Origin of the sequence: Microbacterium sp. B19 (genome assembly GCF_000333395.1) — a bacterium.
Classification (GTDB): Bacteria; Actinomycetota; Actinomycetes; order Actinomycetales; family Microbacteriaceae; genus Microbacterium.
The window spans coordinates 1-13,340 of record NZ_BADA01000393.1 but is presented as its reverse complement, the minus strand read 5'-3'; the positions used below and the strand labels follow the sequence as shown (position 1 = coordinate 13,340).

General features: G+C 70.8%; 17 protein-coding genes and 1 pseudogene. 8 read left to right on the top strand and 10 right to left on the bottom strand.

Annotated elements, in window-relative coordinates; genetic code table 11:
* Together I5G_RS14155 and I5G_RS14150 are read right to left on the bottom strand one after the other, a co-directional pair.
* Positions 1 to 522, bottom strand: a pseudogene (locus tag I5G_RS14155) (ABC transporter permease); the annotation flags it as partial.
* On the bottom strand, positions 522 to 1,238 hold the full coding sequence (locus I5G_RS14150; protein ID WP_051038818.1) for an ATP-binding cassette domain-containing protein: 717 nt from the start codon (positions 1,236 to 1,238) through the stop codon (positions 522 to 524). The pseudogene I5G_RS14155 and the gene I5G_RS14150, both read right to left, overlap by 1 nt.
* A gap of 231 nt (positions 1,239 to 1,469) precedes the next feature.
* Here I5G_RS14150 and I5G_RS14145 point away from each other — a divergent pair, with 231 nt between their 5' ends.
* Positions 1,470 to 3,167 carry a glycoside hydrolase family 3 protein gene (locus tag I5G_RS14145; protein WP_022879641.1) on the top strand — a complete coding sequence of 566 codons (1,698 nt, stop codon included), beginning with the start codon at positions 1,470 to 1,472 and terminating at the stop codon, positions 3,165 to 3,167.
* A gap of 46 nt (positions 3,168 to 3,213) precedes the next feature.
* On the opposite strand, the gene I5G_RS14140 is transcribed toward I5G_RS14145, so the two are convergent.
* Positions 3,214 to 3,627, bottom strand: a complete 414-nt coding sequence (locus tag I5G_RS14140) for a nitroreductase/quinone reductase family protein (protein ID WP_022879640.1) — start codon at positions 3,625 to 3,627, stop codon at positions 3,214 to 3,216.
* Positions 3,628 to 3,795: 168 nt separating this feature from the next.
* Here I5G_RS14140 and I5G_RS14135 point away from each other — a divergent pair, with 168 nt between their 5' ends.
* Positions 3,796 to 4,185: a DUF6855 family protein gene (locus I5G_RS14135; protein ID WP_022879639.1), complete on the top strand. Its 390-nt coding sequence runs from the start codon at positions 3,796 to 3,798 to the stop codon at positions 4,183 to 4,185.
* 3 nt (positions 4,186 to 4,188) lie between these two features.
* Here I5G_RS14135 and I5G_RS14130 read toward each other — a convergent pair whose 3' ends face one another.
* A complete protein-coding gene (locus I5G_RS14130) occupies positions 4,189 to 4,677 on the bottom strand; it encodes a MarR family winged helix-turn-helix transcriptional regulator (RefSeq protein WP_239642548.1) in 489 nt (162 codons plus the stop codon).
* A gap of 76 nt (positions 4,678 to 4,753) precedes the next feature.
* On the opposite strand from I5G_RS14130, the gene I5G_RS26560 reads away from it, so the two are divergent.
* From I5G_RS26560 to I5G_RS14110, 5 genes are all read left to right on the top strand, one after another.
* Positions 4,754 to 5,212, top strand: coding sequence for a VOC family protein (locus tag I5G_RS26560; RefSeq protein ID WP_239642547.1), 459 nt, complete (start codon positions 4,754 to 4,756; stop codon positions 5,210 to 5,212).
* A 27-nt stretch (positions 5,213 to 5,239) separates the two neighbouring features.
* Positions 5,240 to 5,674, top strand: a complete 435-nt coding sequence (locus tag I5G_RS26555; RefSeq protein ID WP_239642546.1) for a VOC family protein — start codon at positions 5,240 to 5,242, stop codon at positions 5,672 to 5,674.
* A 98-nt stretch (positions 5,675 to 5,772) separates the two neighbouring features.
* Positions 5,773 to 6,585, top strand: a complete 813-nt coding sequence (locus tag I5G_RS24110; RefSeq protein ID WP_022879637.1) for a hypothetical protein — start codon at positions 5,773 to 5,775, stop codon at positions 6,583 to 6,585.
* Positions 6,582 to 7,925 carry an LLM class flavin-dependent oxidoreductase gene (locus I5G_RS14115; protein WP_022879636.1) on the top strand — a complete coding sequence of 448 codons (1,344 nt, stop codon included), beginning with the start codon at positions 6,582 to 6,584 and terminating at the stop codon, positions 7,923 to 7,925. Before I5G_RS24110 ends, I5G_RS14115 begins: the two co-directional genes overlap by 4 nt.
* A gap of 102 nt (positions 7,926 to 8,027) precedes the next feature.
* Positions 8,028 to 8,285, top strand: a complete 258-nt coding sequence (locus tag I5G_RS14110) for a hypothetical protein (RefSeq protein WP_022879635.1) — start codon at positions 8,028 to 8,030, stop codon at positions 8,283 to 8,285.
* Positions 8,286 to 8,291: 6 nt separating this feature from the next.
* Here I5G_RS14110 and I5G_RS14105 read toward each other — a convergent pair whose 3' ends face one another.
* The 5 genes from I5G_RS14105 to I5G_RS14085 all read right to left on the bottom strand — a co-directional run bounded on the left by I5G_RS14105 (position 8,292) and on the right by I5G_RS14085 (position 11,993).
* Entirely contained in the window at positions 8,292 to 8,693 is a 402-nt protein-coding gene (locus I5G_RS14105; protein ID WP_022879634.1) for a hypothetical protein, read from the bottom strand.
* A 112-nt stretch (positions 8,694 to 8,805) separates the two neighbouring features.
* A complete protein-coding gene (locus I5G_RS14100) occupies positions 8,806 to 9,621 on the bottom strand; it encodes a MerR family transcriptional regulator (protein WP_022879633.1) in 816 nt (271 codons plus the stop codon).
* Between the two features lie 69 nt (positions 9,622 to 9,690).
* On the bottom strand, positions 9,691 to 10,479 hold the full coding sequence (locus I5G_RS14095; RefSeq protein ID WP_022879632.1) for a dienelactone hydrolase family protein: 789 nt from the start codon (positions 10,477 to 10,479) through the stop codon (positions 9,691 to 9,693).
* Positions 10,480 to 10,525: 46 nt separating this feature from the next.
* Positions 10,526 to 10,984, bottom strand: a complete 459-nt coding sequence (locus I5G_RS14090; RefSeq protein ID WP_022879631.1) for an acyl-CoA thioesterase — start codon at positions 10,982 to 10,984, stop codon at positions 10,526 to 10,528.
* A gap of 10 nt (positions 10,985 to 10,994) precedes the next feature.
* Positions 10,995 to 11,993 carry a putative zinc-binding metallopeptidase gene (locus tag I5G_RS14085; RefSeq protein ID WP_239642545.1) on the bottom strand — a complete coding sequence of 333 codons (999 nt, stop codon included), beginning with the start codon at positions 11,991 to 11,993 and terminating at the stop codon, positions 10,995 to 10,997.
* 164 nt (positions 11,994 to 12,157) lie between these two features.
* Between I5G_RS14085 and I5G_RS22625 the strand changes: the two genes are divergently transcribed.
* Positions 12,158 to 12,988, top strand: coding sequence for a CPBP family intramembrane glutamic endopeptidase (locus I5G_RS22625; protein WP_022879629.1), 831 nt, complete (start codon positions 12,158 to 12,160; stop codon positions 12,986 to 12,988).
* 6 nt (positions 12,989 to 12,994) lie between these two features.
* Here I5G_RS22625 and I5G_RS26765 read toward each other — a convergent pair.
* The coding region (locus tag I5G_RS26765) for a DUF2000 family protein (protein ID WP_148286505.1) at positions 12,995 to 13,340 on the bottom strand (346 nt) is incomplete at its 5' end.

Below are 13,340 nucleotides of genomic sequence, written 5' to 3'. Positions count from 1 at the left end.
GAGCAGGTAGGCGATTCCCGTGCCGATCCCGAGCGTCCCGAGCGTGGCGATCAGCGAATTGATCCCGCCCACGGCGATGAGGAGGCCGTTGACCAGGCCGAAGACGAGGCCGGTGGCGACGCAGGCCAGCAGGCCGACGCTGATCGCGAGGACCGGATCGGGGTACGACGTGGCATCCCCGGGGGTGGTCTGGAAGGAGCGCATCACGAGCGCTCCCACGACGGAGGACAGCACGAGGTTGGCCCCCAGCGAGAGGTCGAAGATCCCCGCGCCGAGCATCATGGCGAGTCCGAGCGCCAGCATGAGCGCCTGGGACATGCCGAGCATCAGCGCCTGCCCGTTCGCCACCGACCAGAACACGTGCTGCGGCGACAGGGCGGTGAACAGCGCGACGAGCGCGATGTTGAGGAGCAGGATCCACGCCGCGCGGGTCTTCACCCAGCGCACGATCGCCGGGGCGGTTCGCCGCGCCCGATCATCGACGGTCGACGCGGGGGCGGTGGAGGTTCCGGTGGTGGTCATCAGGCGGATTCCTTCCGGTAGCCGACCATCGTGGCGACGAGGTCCGGCACGGTGAGATCGGCCGAGGGGGAGACGAGCACCGTCTCGCCGCGCCACAGCACGGTGATGGTGTCGGCGGCCTTCAGGATGCGGGGGAGGTCGTGCGAGATCACCAGGACGCCCAGACCCCGGGATGCCACGGTGCGCATGAGTTCGCAGATGATCTCCGACTGCCGGGCACCGAGGGCGGCGGTCGGCTCGTCCATGAGCACCGCGGTGCGGGCCCACATCACCGCGCGCGCCACGGCGACGGCCTGACGCTGGCCGCCGGAGAGATCGCGGACGGGCACGGTGAGCGACGGCAGGGCGATCGAGAGGTCGCGCAGCGCGGCATCCGCCCTCTCCATCATCGAGCGGCGCGAGAGGACGCCGAACGGACCGGTCGTCACCTCGTGACCGAGGTACATGTTGTCGACGACCGAGAGGTGCGGGGCGAGCGCGAGGTCCTGGTGGACCGCCTCGATGCCGAGCGCTTGCGCGTCCCGCACGGAGGACAGCTTCACGGGACGGTCGTCGATGATGACGTCGCCGCGGTCGGGACGGTTGATGCCGAGGAGCGTCTTCATCAGCGTCGACTTGCCGGCGCCGTTGTCGCCGACCAGCGCGACGACCTCGCCGGGTCGAACCGCGACGTTCGCGTCGCGGAGGGCTTCGACGTGGCCGAAGCTCTTCGCCACGTGACGGCAACCCACGACGCATTCGGGTGCAGGGGCGGGACTCATTTTCTCTCCATCGAGGTCCAGAGGATCGACATCGCGGTGTCGACGCACGAAAACTATCACACGAGTAACGTTTCGTGTCCAGACGTTGATCAGCAATCGCTGTATAACAAAACGAACACCAACGCACGCGATGGTATTGGTATAGCCTCGTGCTGACCTCTCGACGCTGAGACCGAAAGCCTGCCCATGAACGCGACGCCCGCACCGCCCCGACCCGTCGATCTGTCGGCACCGTTGTTCGGCCTCGATCCACGCGGGCTCGCCTGGGTGGAGGAGACCCTGGCGGGACTCACGCGCGAACAGAAGGTCGGGCAGCTGCTGTGCCTGTACCTCCGCGGCGACGACATGTCCCGGTTCACGTCGGACCTCGATCGCCTGGGCGTCGCGCCCGGCGCGGTGATGATGCTGCCGCGCAGCCCGGCTGCCGCGGCGCGGGACGTCGCCGCCCTTCAGGAGTGGAGCGGGATCCCGCTCCTCGTCGCCGGGAACCTCGAGTCGGGAGCGGTGAACTTCCTCACCGGCGTCGAGGCGTTCGCGAACCCGATGCAGGTCGCGGCCGCCGGTGACGAGGCCGCGGTGGACGCCCTCGCCGATCACTGCATCCGCGTCGCCCGCTCGCTCGGCATGAACTGGGCGTTCGCGCCGGTCGTCGACGTCGCCGTCAATCCCGCCAACCCGATCACCAACACGCGGTCGTTCGGCGCCGATCACGAACTCGTCGCGCGACTCGGCTCGCACTACGTGGCGCGGCTCGAGCGGGCCGGACTCATGACGAGCCCCAAGCACTTCCCCGGCGACGGCGTGGACGACCGGGACCAGCACCTCGTGACCTCGTCGAACGACCTCGACCTCGACGAGTGGACCCGCACGTTCGGCGCCGTCTACTCGGCGGTGATCGCCGCGGGTGCGCGGTCGATCATGGTCGGGCACATCCGCCAGCGCGCCCTGTCGAAATCCGTGCGTCCCGACCTCTCCGATGCGGACGTACGCCCCGGGTCGCTCGCCGCGGAGCTGATCGGTGACGTGCTGCGGGGACGGCTGGGCTTCGAGGGCCTGGTCGTGTCCGACAACACCGCGATGGCCGGATTCACCACCGCGGGTCACCGCGACCGGACCCTGCCGGAGATGGTCGCCGCGGGAGTGGACGTGGTGCTCGGGAACGTCGACGTCGCCGCCGACTTCGCCGCGCTGGTGCGGGCCGTCGACATCCTCTCGGAGGACCGGCTCGACGAGGCGGTGCGCCGTGTGCTGGCGACGAAGGCGTCGCTCGGTCTGCACCTCAGTCCGTTCGCCGAGGGCTTCGGCGAGCCCGCGTTCGACCACCCCGACGACCTCGAGGCGCGACGGGTTCTCGCGCGCCGGTCGATCACGGTGACGAAGGATGCCGCGCACCTGCTGCCTCTGCGGGCGGAGGAGCGTCGGCGTGTGCTCGTGGTGGTGGTGGGCGACGAGCCGACCTTCTACGACCCCTCCGGCCCGTTCGCGCCGCACTTCGTCGCCGGTCTCCGCGCGCGCGGCTGCGAGGTGGAGGTGCGCCGGTCGCCGCTCGCGCAGTCGCCCTCCGCAGAGGTCGACGCGTTCGACCTCTGCATCTACTTCGCGAACGTCCGGTTCGTGGGGAACTCCAACAGCCTGCGGGTCGCGTGGGCGCCCTGGCAGGGGCCGGACGCGCCACGGCATCCGTCCTCCTTCCCGACCGTGCTGGTGTCGATCGCCGACCCGTATCTGCTGCAGGACATGGCGATGGTGCGCACCGCACTCAACGGCTACACGCCGACGTCCGCGACGGTGGATGCCGCCCTCGAAGTGCTGTTCGGCGAGATCGAACCGCGGGGCGTGAGCCCCGTCGACCCGTTCGTCGGGCACTGGGACGCCGCGCTCTGACACGCGCGCGTCGGGAGAGGGGTTTCGGGAGCGTCGTCCCCCGCCGTCAGCTGAAGGACACCCGCACGAGCGGGCTCCCCGCGACCCACTCCTCGAGCGGCGGGAACGCCGGCCGCGACGGACTTCCGGCGTACAGGGCGTCGATCCCCTCCAGGATCGCGCCGAGAACGGCCGACCGCTCGTCGGCATCCGTGATCGGTGTCGCCGTCGCCGCCAGGTCGGCATGGATGCCGTTCTTCAGGTGGAACGTGAACTCCGGGTGCGCGAGCAGGTTCGCGTACCAGGAGCGGGCGCGCGGCGGCGTGCCGGTGATGTAGACCTCTCCGTCCACGCTGTGGAACCAGATCTCGATGCGCCGGGGCCGCTGAGTCCGGGCGCCGACGGTGGTGATGTCGACCGTGCGCTGCTCGACGGTCGAGGCCGGAGTCAGGGCAAGGGCGGCGGCGGTGGTGGCATCCATATCTCGTTCCTACCCGCCGACCGGCCCGGGCGGAAGCCGCATGACCTCAGCCGTCACGATGCGTCCCGTCGAAGTCGTCGAGGTCGTGAGAGCCTCGCGGAGAGACGGCTCCGCGGGGCATGATCTCCTCAGCGGTACAGCAAACCGCAGCGGCGAAGGGAGCCCGCGATGGCCGAGGGGACCAAGGACGATCCGTGGGTTCTGCGAACCCCGCCGGGAAGCTCCGAGTACAGCATGTACCGCGAGGGCGACGAACTCGTCTGCCAGGTCGGTTCGACGAGACTGACGTACCAGGCGCGTGCGGTTGACGACCTCCATTCCTGGCTCCGCGCGCAGGGCGATTGGGTGCCCCTCGGGGCCGCGGATGAGCAGAAGACCGCTGCCGCCGGAACCGTCGAGGCGTGGGGACGCTCCGAGGAGAACCCGGTCGGTGGGTGGTACGGCACGCGGAAGGGATACCGCGGACGCTTCGGCATGTACCTGCCGCCGCTGCTCGAGGAACTGGGGCTCGCGGAGTTGACGCACGACGCACGGAACAATCGCATTCGCGCGGTGTGAGCGTCAGTCGTCTCCCGCGACCGGCTCCTCGGATCCACCCGCCAGCCGCGCGCGGATCACCGCGGTGATCTCGGCGAGCGTGTCGAGCTGGTCCGGGGTGAGGGCGTCCACCACGAGGCGCCGCGCCGTCTCGATGTGCCCCGGGGTCGCTCGGATGAGCTCACGCCGGCCGACCGCCGTCAGCCGGACGTCGGTGGCGCGGCGATCCTCGGTGCTGGCGAAGCGTTCGATCCACCCGCGCTTCTCGAGCCGCGCGCACACGTGCGACAGGCGGGGGAGAGTGGATGCCGTCTCCCCGGCGAGCGCGGACATGCGGAGCGTCTGCGCCGGGGAGAACCGCAGCACGGTGAGCACGGAGAACTCGAAGTGCGTCATGCATGAGTCGCGTTGCAGTTGCGCGTCGAGCGCCGCGGGAAGGAGCTGGCTCACCGTCACCATTCCCACCCACGCCGCCGACTCTCGCGGGTTCATGCGAGGTGCTTGGAATACCACGCGACCATCCTAGGTTGGTTGTAGCGACAACCAATGGCCCGAGTCGTCGCGAGGCGGCCGGCAGAAGGAGCGCCCCGTGGATCAGACACCGCAACGGCATTCGGCGGCACCGTCGTGGAGCACGGCGGCCGTGCCGACGCGCGGCGCCGCGCCGGACGGCACCCGCATGGACACCGTCGAGCTGCTGGTGAGCGACCTCGACGCGATGACGGAGTTCTACCGGCGGGCGGTGACGCTCGACGTCCTCGACCAGACGGGCGCCACGGCGACCCTCGGACGCGGCGGCGTCGCGTCGATCGTGCTGCGGCAGGAGAAGGACCTCCCCGGACGCGACAGCCGCGGCGCGGGGCTCTATCACACCGCCGTCGTGTTCCAGGATCAGGCGCGGCTCGCCTCGGCGCTGGCATCCATGGCCCAGCACGCCGGGCAGTTGTACGAGGGATCCGCCGACCACCTCGTCAGCGAGGCGTTCTACTTCCACGACCCCGAGGGCAACGGACTCGAGCTCTATCGCGACCGTCCGCGCGACCAGTGAACAGTGCACGCCGACGGAACAGGGCACATGGTGACGGAGTTCCTCGACCCCAACCAGTTCCTGCAGCGCTGGTACGACCCCGAGGCGAGGGAGGACGGGACGGATGCCACGGCCGCCATCGGGCATGTCCACCTCCAGGTGGGCGATATCCCGACGGCGCGCCGCTTCTACGAGGGCATCCTCGGCTTCGACGTGACCGCCTCCCTCGGTTCCGCGCTGTTCCTCTCCGCGGGCGGGTACCACCACCACATCGGCATGAACACGTGGCACAGCGCCGGGGCGGGGCCCCGCGCCGCGACCCTCGGCCTCGGCGACGTGCGGATCGTCGTGCCCACCCGCGACGACGTGGAGGCGTTCGGCGAGCGCGTACGCGATCACGGCATCGCCGCGGCCGACGACGGTCGCACGCTGCGGCTCGCCGACCCGTGGGGCACACGGCTCGCGATCACTCCGGAGGAGTAACAGGCAGTAAGACGACTTCGCCGCGGCGGGCCGCCGGACGAGCATGAGGGAACGGGGCGAGCCGCGTGCGACCCCTTCGTCGATCGAGGTGTTGCCCCATGTCGTCCGAGACTCGACCGGTCGTCGTTCTGGCGGTCCCCGCGGCGGACGGGCTCGCGCTGCTCGCCGATTCCGCGCACCCCCTCGCCCCGTGGGTCGAGCGCGTGACGGCGGTGGCGGTCGGCATCCCGGACGATCTGGCAGACGCCGACGAGCGCGGCGCGGAGTCCACGGTGCTCGTCGCGGCGCTCGCCCGCCGGTTCCCCGCGGCGCGCTGGTTCGCGACGGCGTCGTTCTCGCGCGACTTCCCGTACAACCTGGCGCGCCGGATCGGGTCCCTGAGCAACACGGCCCGGTCCCGGGTCGGGGTGGCGCTCGTGCCCGGGCCGACGACGGTGCCGACGACACGGACGGCGACGGCGGAGGACACCGTCGTCGCGGGCTCCGCGGCGCTCTCGGCGCTCTGGGAGTCGTGGCCGCTCGACTCGATCGTCGCCGACCGTGAGCGCCGGCTGTTCGTCGACTCCTCGCGCATCGTCCGGGTCGACCAGGACGACGTCTTCGCCGTGCGCGGTCCGCTCCAGGTCCCCGTGGATGCGGCGCGGAAGCCCCCGATTGCGGTCTGGGCGGATCATCCCCTCCCGGGAACCGAGCTGGCGTTCGCCCCCGACGGGACCGTCCGCCGGACCGACGGACACGTCGTCGGAACCGTCGTCTCGGGCGACACCCCGACGGCTCTCCGCGCGCTCGACGCGGCGGGGGAGCCGGCATCCGGTCCGTCCCTCGATCTCCGCGAGGCTCTGGGGCTCGGCGCGTCCGAACCCGTGCTGGTCGGCGCCCCCGCCGCGTTCGTCTCGGAGGTTCCGCGATGACCGCGGTGGACGTGCCGGGGTTCGGTCCGGACTCGACCCTGCGGGCCGGCCGCGCCGCGGGATCCACGCGCCGCCCGGGGGCGCGCGAGCAGATGGTCCTGGGGGTGAACGTCCTCGGGCTCGGGCAGCGCCCGGCCGCCTGGCAGTCCGACGGTCTCGACGGCACCTCGTTCGTGGATGCCGACTACTGGGCGACCGTGGGGCGGGAGGCGGAGCGCGGGGCGCTGGACGCGCTGTTCCTCGCCGACACGCCCACGCTCGTCGACCCCGCCGCCCGGCCGTCGGGCGCGCTCGAACCGACGGTGGTGCTGTCTGCCGTCGCGGCCGCCACGGAGCGGATCGGGGTGGTCGGAACGCTCACCTCCACGTACAACGATCCGGTCGAGCTCGCCGCCCGCGTGCTCACGCTCGACCATGTGTCGGGCGGCCGCGCCGGCTGGAACGTCGTGACGACGGCCGACCCGCGCGTGGGCGCGAACTTCGGCGTCGACACCGGACTCGACCGCGATGCGCGGTACGCGCGGGCGCACCGGTTCGTGTCGCTCGTGCGTGAGCTGTGGGAGCGGGCCGGGAGTGACGTCGACGTCCCCGTCGAGTTCGGGGGAGGGCGGGCGCGCCTCGCGCTGCCGCGGAGCGTGCAGGGGCGCCCGGCCATCGTGCAGGCGGGCGGTTCCCCCGCGGGTCGGCGGCTCGCCGCCGAGCAGGCGGATGCCGTGTTCACCGCGGAGATGACCCTGGATGCCGCACGGGAGAACTACGCGTTCGTCAAGGACCACGCCGAGCGGTCCGGTCGCCGCGGGGAGGACGTCACCATCCTCCCCGGCTTCGCGCTCGTGCTGGGCAGTACCGAGGCGGAGGCGGTCGCGCGCTACGACCGGTGGGAGGAGCTCGGGCCGCGCGACTACGCGCTGGGGCGGCTGTCCGGCATCCTCGGTGTCGACGTCTCGGGTTTCGACCTCGACGCCCCGCTCCCGGCGGACATCACCGAGGTCCCCGAAGACCCGGCCACCTTCACCGCGAGTCTGTCCTTCCGGGCGACGACGGTCCGGTACGCCCGGACGAGATCGCTCACGGTCCGGCACCTCCTGCGCAGCTACGGCGGCTACGGCCACCCGATCATCGTCGGGACTCCCGAACGCGTCGCCGACACGCTCGAGGAATGGTTCCGGGCGGGCGCCGCGGACGGATTCAACCTCATGCCGGACGCGTTCCCCGCGGGGCTCACCACCGTCGTGGACGAGGTGCTGCCGCTACTGCGGGCCCGGGGGCTCTTCCGTGAGGAGTACGAAGCCCCGACGCTGGGGGGTCGACTCGCGCTCACCTCGCGACCGTCCCGCTGAGCGGTCGCGTCACGGTGTTACGCCCCGCTACGCCCTCCCGCGCCGCGGGCCGTGGCATCCCGTACCGTCGTTCCATCGCAACCCTCGAAGGCAGGTGAAGCCATGTCCCGCACGATCTCGTCGACAGTCCACCCGATCCAGCGCTGCATGGCCGCAGCCAACCCCGCGGCGTGGTGGGACGGACTCGTCACCCACGTCGACGGCGCCGAGGCGACGATCGGGCTGCTGAACGGCGCCACCGTCCGCGTGCGGATCGTCGGCCCGCCGGTCGACATCGAGGCGGGCGAGCCGGTGGCCTACCACCCCGTCGCGGAGCTTCTGAGCGCGCTGACCGTCACGACGACCGCGCGCGTCGCGTAGAACCGCTCAGGCGGACATCGAGGCCATCATGGCCTCGCACTTCATGACCATGTCGTCGCACGCCATGGCGCAGTAGCGGCACATCTCGTCCATGTCGGCGTGCATGCGGCACTCGTCGGCGCACGCCTTGCCCATGGTCATGCAGGCCATCATCATGGCCTTCATCACGTCCATGTCCATGCCGGCGGGCCGCATCATCATGTGCATCGTGGCCTGCGCCATCTCGACCATGTTCGAGCACATGGCGCAGCACTTGGCCATCTCGGGGCCCTGCATCATGTCGCTGCCGGCGCACATCGCCGCGGCCATCGCGCAGGCGTTGAGGGACTGCACGCATTCCTGCATGGCATCCATGTCCATGGTCATCTCGCCCATGGGCATGGACTTCATCATCATCATGGTGTCCATCGGGGTCTCCCGTGTTCTCGAGTGGGTGGCGGTCCGCCGACGCGGCGAGCGCTCGTATGACGGAATGTTACGCCCGCCGGGTCGGCCGGTCACAGGGTTCCCAGACGTCTGATCAGACCTTCTCGACCGGCGCCTGAAGCTCGGTGACCCAGTCGGGACCGGGCTCGTGCCCCTCCGCCTCGAGGTACACCTCGCGGCAGGCGCCGATCACGCGATACCCGTCGGCGGTGAGCTTCTCCATGAGCGTCGCCCAGGACTGTCCGATGCCCGTCATGTCGCCGCGATGGATCAGGGTCGCCGCGGTCGGCATCTCGGGAAGCTCGACCACGTCGTAGCCGTCGCCGGCGACCGGGGTGGCCTCCGCCGTGTAGGAGACGTGGACGGAGAACCGGTCGTCGCCCTCGGTGTCGTACCAGAAGATGCCCGGCTCGAGCAGGGGACGGCCCGCTGCTCGAAGAGCGGTGTCCAGGCCGTAGATGAGCGGACCCACGACGGGCCCCACGTTCTCGGGGCCGAGTCCGGGCGCCTCCACGCTCGCGGCGTAGACGGTGGCGGCGGCGACGTTCTTGTAGACGACATCCGACATGATCGTTCCTTCCAGCAGGTGGAGACGCCGCTCGATGCGGGCGAGCCGTGCGCGGTCGCTCGCGACGGCTCGTTCGAGCTCCGCACGATGATCGACGAGCACCGCGTGCAGCGCGGCATCCGGGTCCGAGGCGCACGCGACTTTCGCGATGCGCTCCAGCCCGACACCGAGGTCGCGCAGCTCGACGATGCGCAGCAGCTGGGGCAGCTGAGCAGGTGCGTAGCGGCGATACCCGGTGCGGTCGTCGACGTCGGCGGGCGCGAGCAGGCCGATCGCGTCGTAGTGACGCAGCATCCGCACGCTCACACGCCCCAGGGCGGCGAATTCTCCGATGGTGTACATGACGGGAACCACGTTCGACCCTGACACAGGGAGAGGGTCAACCGCGAGTCCCCGTCGGTCCCTCGCGCGTCAGCCGACGAGGCGCTCGCGCAGGAACTCGACGACCAGCTCATTCGCTCGCTGCGTGGGGTGACCCGGCACGGCGGCCGAGGCATCCGTGAGGACGGAGTGCGCGTTCGCCGGGATGCCGGCGGCATTGCCCGGAGACGAGTCGATCTCGAACGCCCGCCACCCCTCGCCGAGCAGACGCTCGAACGCCGCGAAACGCTCCGCCGGGACGCTGCGGTCGTTCGTGAACCGCAGGCCGAGGGCGCAGAGCCCGTCATCCGCGCGACGACGGACCGCGGCCTCCTCGGTGGGGCTCAGACCGGTCGCCGAGCGCCCGGCCCCGATCGCCGGGGGCAGCGCAGGTTGGGAGACGACGGGGGCGAGCACGCTGTCGTCGGCGGCCGTCGCCAGCGCGAACCCGCCCGAGAAGCACATCCCGATCACGCCGACGCCGGGCCCGCCGCGCTCAGCGTGCACGTCACGCGCGAGGGCGCGCAGGAATGCCGCGATCGGGCGGTCGGCGCGACGCGCGAAGGCCGCGAACTCGCGCGACACGCACATGCGCAGCGCCGAACCGGCGATGTAGCCACCGCTCACGGGGCGCCCCGGGGTTCCGATGATGGAGGGGAGGGCGACGTGGAAACCCGCGGCGACGAGTCGCTCGGCGAGCGCGATCACCGCGGGCGTCGCGCCGGGGATCTCGGGGATCAGGATGACGCCGGGGCCGTCGCCCGAGCGGTAGACGTCGTGCGTGATGCCGTCGTAGGTGAAGGGTGCGACGTCCCAGTCGGCCAAGAGATCCGTGGTCATGCGCCCAGTAGATCACCACCGCGCCCGGTGACGGCCGTGCGACCGACTAATCGAGCCGGATGCTCCCCGTGGCAGGGTGCTCGTGCGGCATCCGGTCGCGGTCGTAGGTGATCTCGGTGTAGCCGTGGGGCTTGGGCTTGCCCTCCTCGTCGACGCTCACGAACACGAGCCGCTCGATCGTGAGGATGCGCTTGCGCGTGATCATGTTCCGCACGACCGCGCGCATCGTCAGCGACGTGCGTCCGAAGTGCGTCGCGGTGAGCCCCATCTCGATCAGGTCGCCCTGGAGAGCGGATGCCTCGAAGTTGATCTCCGAGATGAGCTTCGTCACCACGCGGTAGTTGCCGAGCTGGATGATCGCGTAGATCGCCGCTTCCTCGTCGATCCAGCGCAGCAGGCTGCCCCCGAAGAGCGTCCCGTTGGCGTTCAGATCCTCCGGCTTGACCCACTTGCGGGTGTGGAAGTTGATGCCGTCGTCTGAGGGATGCCACTGCGGATGCGTCACCCCGACAACGCTACCCGCCCGTGGTCCCGGCCTTCCGTGCACAGCGATCGAACCGCAGCGACGCGACGAACTCCAGCTTGTCGAGGGCCGGCTCGGGGATGACGAAGGGGTACAGGTCGGCCTTGCCCATGGACCGGTTGATCATGTTGAGCGAGGTGGTCAGCGGCATCCACACCCCCGTCACGAGGTCGCGGAAGCGCGAGAACGCGTCGATCCCGCCCACGGTGAGGAGGCCGTACGCGGTCGCGGTCTCGATCGTGTCGGTGATGTGGAGGAAGTGCGCCCACGTCTCGGCGAAGTCCTCGTACGGGTGCATCGTCGCGTACGTCGAGATGTAGTGCTCAGGCCAGTCGGCGGGCGGCCCCTCGGAGTAGTGGCGGTCGATCTCGGCCTGGTAGTCGGCGGTCTCGTCGCCGAAGAGCTCGCGGGCCTCTGCGATGCGCTCCGTCCCCTCGACCATCACCCACTCGATGTAGTGCCCGACCTCGTGCCGGAAGTGCCCGAGCATCGTGCGGTACGGCTCGCCGAGCTGGTTCTGCACCTTCACGCGGTACGCGTCGTCGCTCTCGGCCAGGTCGATCGTGATGACCCCTTCGTCGTGCCCGATGACGACGTTCTCGGCGACGCTGGAGAGCAGGTCGAAGCACAGGCCGCGTTCGGGGTCCTGCGCCTTGCTCTCCACGCGGAACCCCAAGCGATCGAGCTCGAACAACAGCCACCGCTTGGCGCGCTCGGCGACGGGGAACTGCGCGAGGCCCGCGAGGTCGGCGTCGTTGGGACGGACGCGCGTGAGATCGCACGCTGAGCACTGCCCGCCCTCGAGGGGCGCGAGCCACGTGCAGCCGGACAGGTTCAGGTTGCGGCAGACGTGCCACACGAGTCCGGACGAGTCGATGTAGCGACCCTGTGCGTCGACGGGCACGATCTCCGCCTCACCGCGCGAGAAGCCGAGGCTGGTCCCGCACGCGACGCACACCGAGTTCTCGAAGTACAGGGCATTGCCGCACACGCGGCACCGGAAGGCCTTCACACCTTCAGCCTGTCAGGCGGACGAGTCCTCGGGGCCGGAGATTGCGCCTGGCGTCCACGGGTCTTTCGTCCTGTGCTGCCGGTGACGCAGCGGGTATCACGGTGGTGACACGGTCGCTCGGCCGGGAAGGGGTCGAGACGACCATGACCGACATCGCACGCGCACGACCCGGCGGCATCGCCGTCTTCGTGGCCGTGGCGTTCGCCGTCACGTGGGCGATCTGGACCCCCCTCCTCGTGCAGGCGCAGACGACGGGTCTCGAACGGATGCCGTGGACCTTTTTCCTCGCGTCCATCGGGCCGCTGTGCGGGGCTGTCGCCGCGTCGGCGTGGGAGGGCGGCCCGCGGGGCGTCGCGGCCTGGGCGCGGCGGATCTTCTCGCTGCGTTTCCGCGGGGTGTGGTGGCTCGCCGGGATCGGGATGCCGCTGGTCTACCTCGTGATCGCGTGGCTCGTCACGTTCGTCGTGACGGGGGCGTGGCCCGACCCGGCGGGCTTCGGTCTGACCGAGAAGCTGCCCGGACTGGCGTGGCCGGCCGTGGCGCTGGTGTGGGTCCTGTCTTTCGGACTCGGCGAGGAGGCCGGCTGGCGCGGGTGGCTGCTCCCCGCGCTGACGCGGAGCGTGTCGCCGTTCTGGGCCGCACTGGTCGTCGCCGGCGTGTGGATCGCGTGGCACGCGCCCGCGTTCTTCTTCAACCCCTCCTACATCTCGATGGGCGCGGGCATCGTCGGGTGGATGCTCGCGCTGGTCTGCGGCTCGTTCCTGCTCGCGTGGATGGCACTGGGTGCGCGGGGGAGCATCGTCCCCGTGCTGCTGTGGCACGCCGGGTTCGACCTGCTCACGGCGGCGGATCAGTCCGCCGGGATCATCGCCTCCACGATCAGCGCGATCGTCATGGTGCAGGGCGTGCTGTGCGCATGGCTGCTCTGGCGGCGGGCTCGCGCCGTGCGCGGCGCGGCGGTCGTGCATGCTTGACCGGGTTCAGGCGTGGAACACCGCGCCCTTCGCGATGCGGTCCACGACGTTCCTCGGGCCGCGCAGCGCGATGCCGACGAGGTCGAGCGCCTCGGCGGGGACGGCGGCGACGGCGGCGCGGTTCGCGTCGTCGTGCATGGTGGCGAAGAGGTCGCGCGTGTAGATCGCGAGGGCGACGTCGTCGCGCGCCGCGGCCTTACGCCGCGGTTCCCGGAACGCCCGACGAGGCGATGTACCCCGACATCTTCCTGGACTGAGGCAGGACGGACGCGACGCCGCGGGCCTGTGCGCGGTCCGTGCGGCTGCGGGCCTGTGCGCGGTCCGTGCGGGCCTGTCCGTGTCCGGCGGTGCG

Coding starts and splice junctions, on each gene's coding strand:
- I5G_RS24110 (WP_022879637.1), top strand. CDS start 5,773: ATGTCGTCCGAGACTCGACCGGTCGTCGTTCTGGCGGTCCCCGCGGCG.
- I5G_RS14115 (WP_022879636.1), top strand. CDS start 6,582: ATGACCGCGGTGGACGTGCCGGGGTTCGGTCCGGACTCGACCCTGCGG.
- I5G_RS26555 (WP_239642546.1), top strand. CDS start 5,240: ATGGTGACGGAGTTCCTCGACCCCAACCAGTTCCTGCAGCGCTGGTAC.
- I5G_RS14100 (WP_022879633.1), bottom strand. CDS start 9,621: ATGTACACCATCGGAGAATTCGCCGCCCTGGGGCGTGTGAGCGTGCGG.
- I5G_RS14105 (WP_022879634.1), bottom strand. CDS start 8,693: ATGGACACCATGATGATGATGAAGTCCATGCCCATGGGCGAGATGACC.
- I5G_RS22625 (WP_022879629.1), top strand. CDS start 12,158: ATGACCGACATCGCACGCGCACGACCCGGCGGCATCGCCGTCTTCGTG.
- I5G_RS14135 (WP_022879639.1), top strand. CDS start 3,796: ATGGCCGAGGGGACCAAGGACGATCCGTGGGTTCTGCGAACCCCGCCG.
- I5G_RS14110 (WP_022879635.1), top strand. CDS start 8,028: ATGTCCCGCACGATCTCGTCGACAGTCCACCCGATCCAGCGCTGCATG.
- I5G_RS14145 (WP_022879641.1), top strand. CDS start 1,470: ATGAACGCGACGCCCGCACCGCCCCGACCCGTCGATCTGTCGGCACCG.
- I5G_RS14095 (WP_022879632.1), bottom strand. CDS start 10,479: ATGACCACGGATCTCTTGGCCGACTGGGACGTCGCACCCTTCACCTAC.
- I5G_RS14140 (WP_022879640.1), bottom strand. CDS start 3,627: ATGGATGCCACCACCGCCGCCGCCCTTGCCCTGACTCCGGCCTCGACC.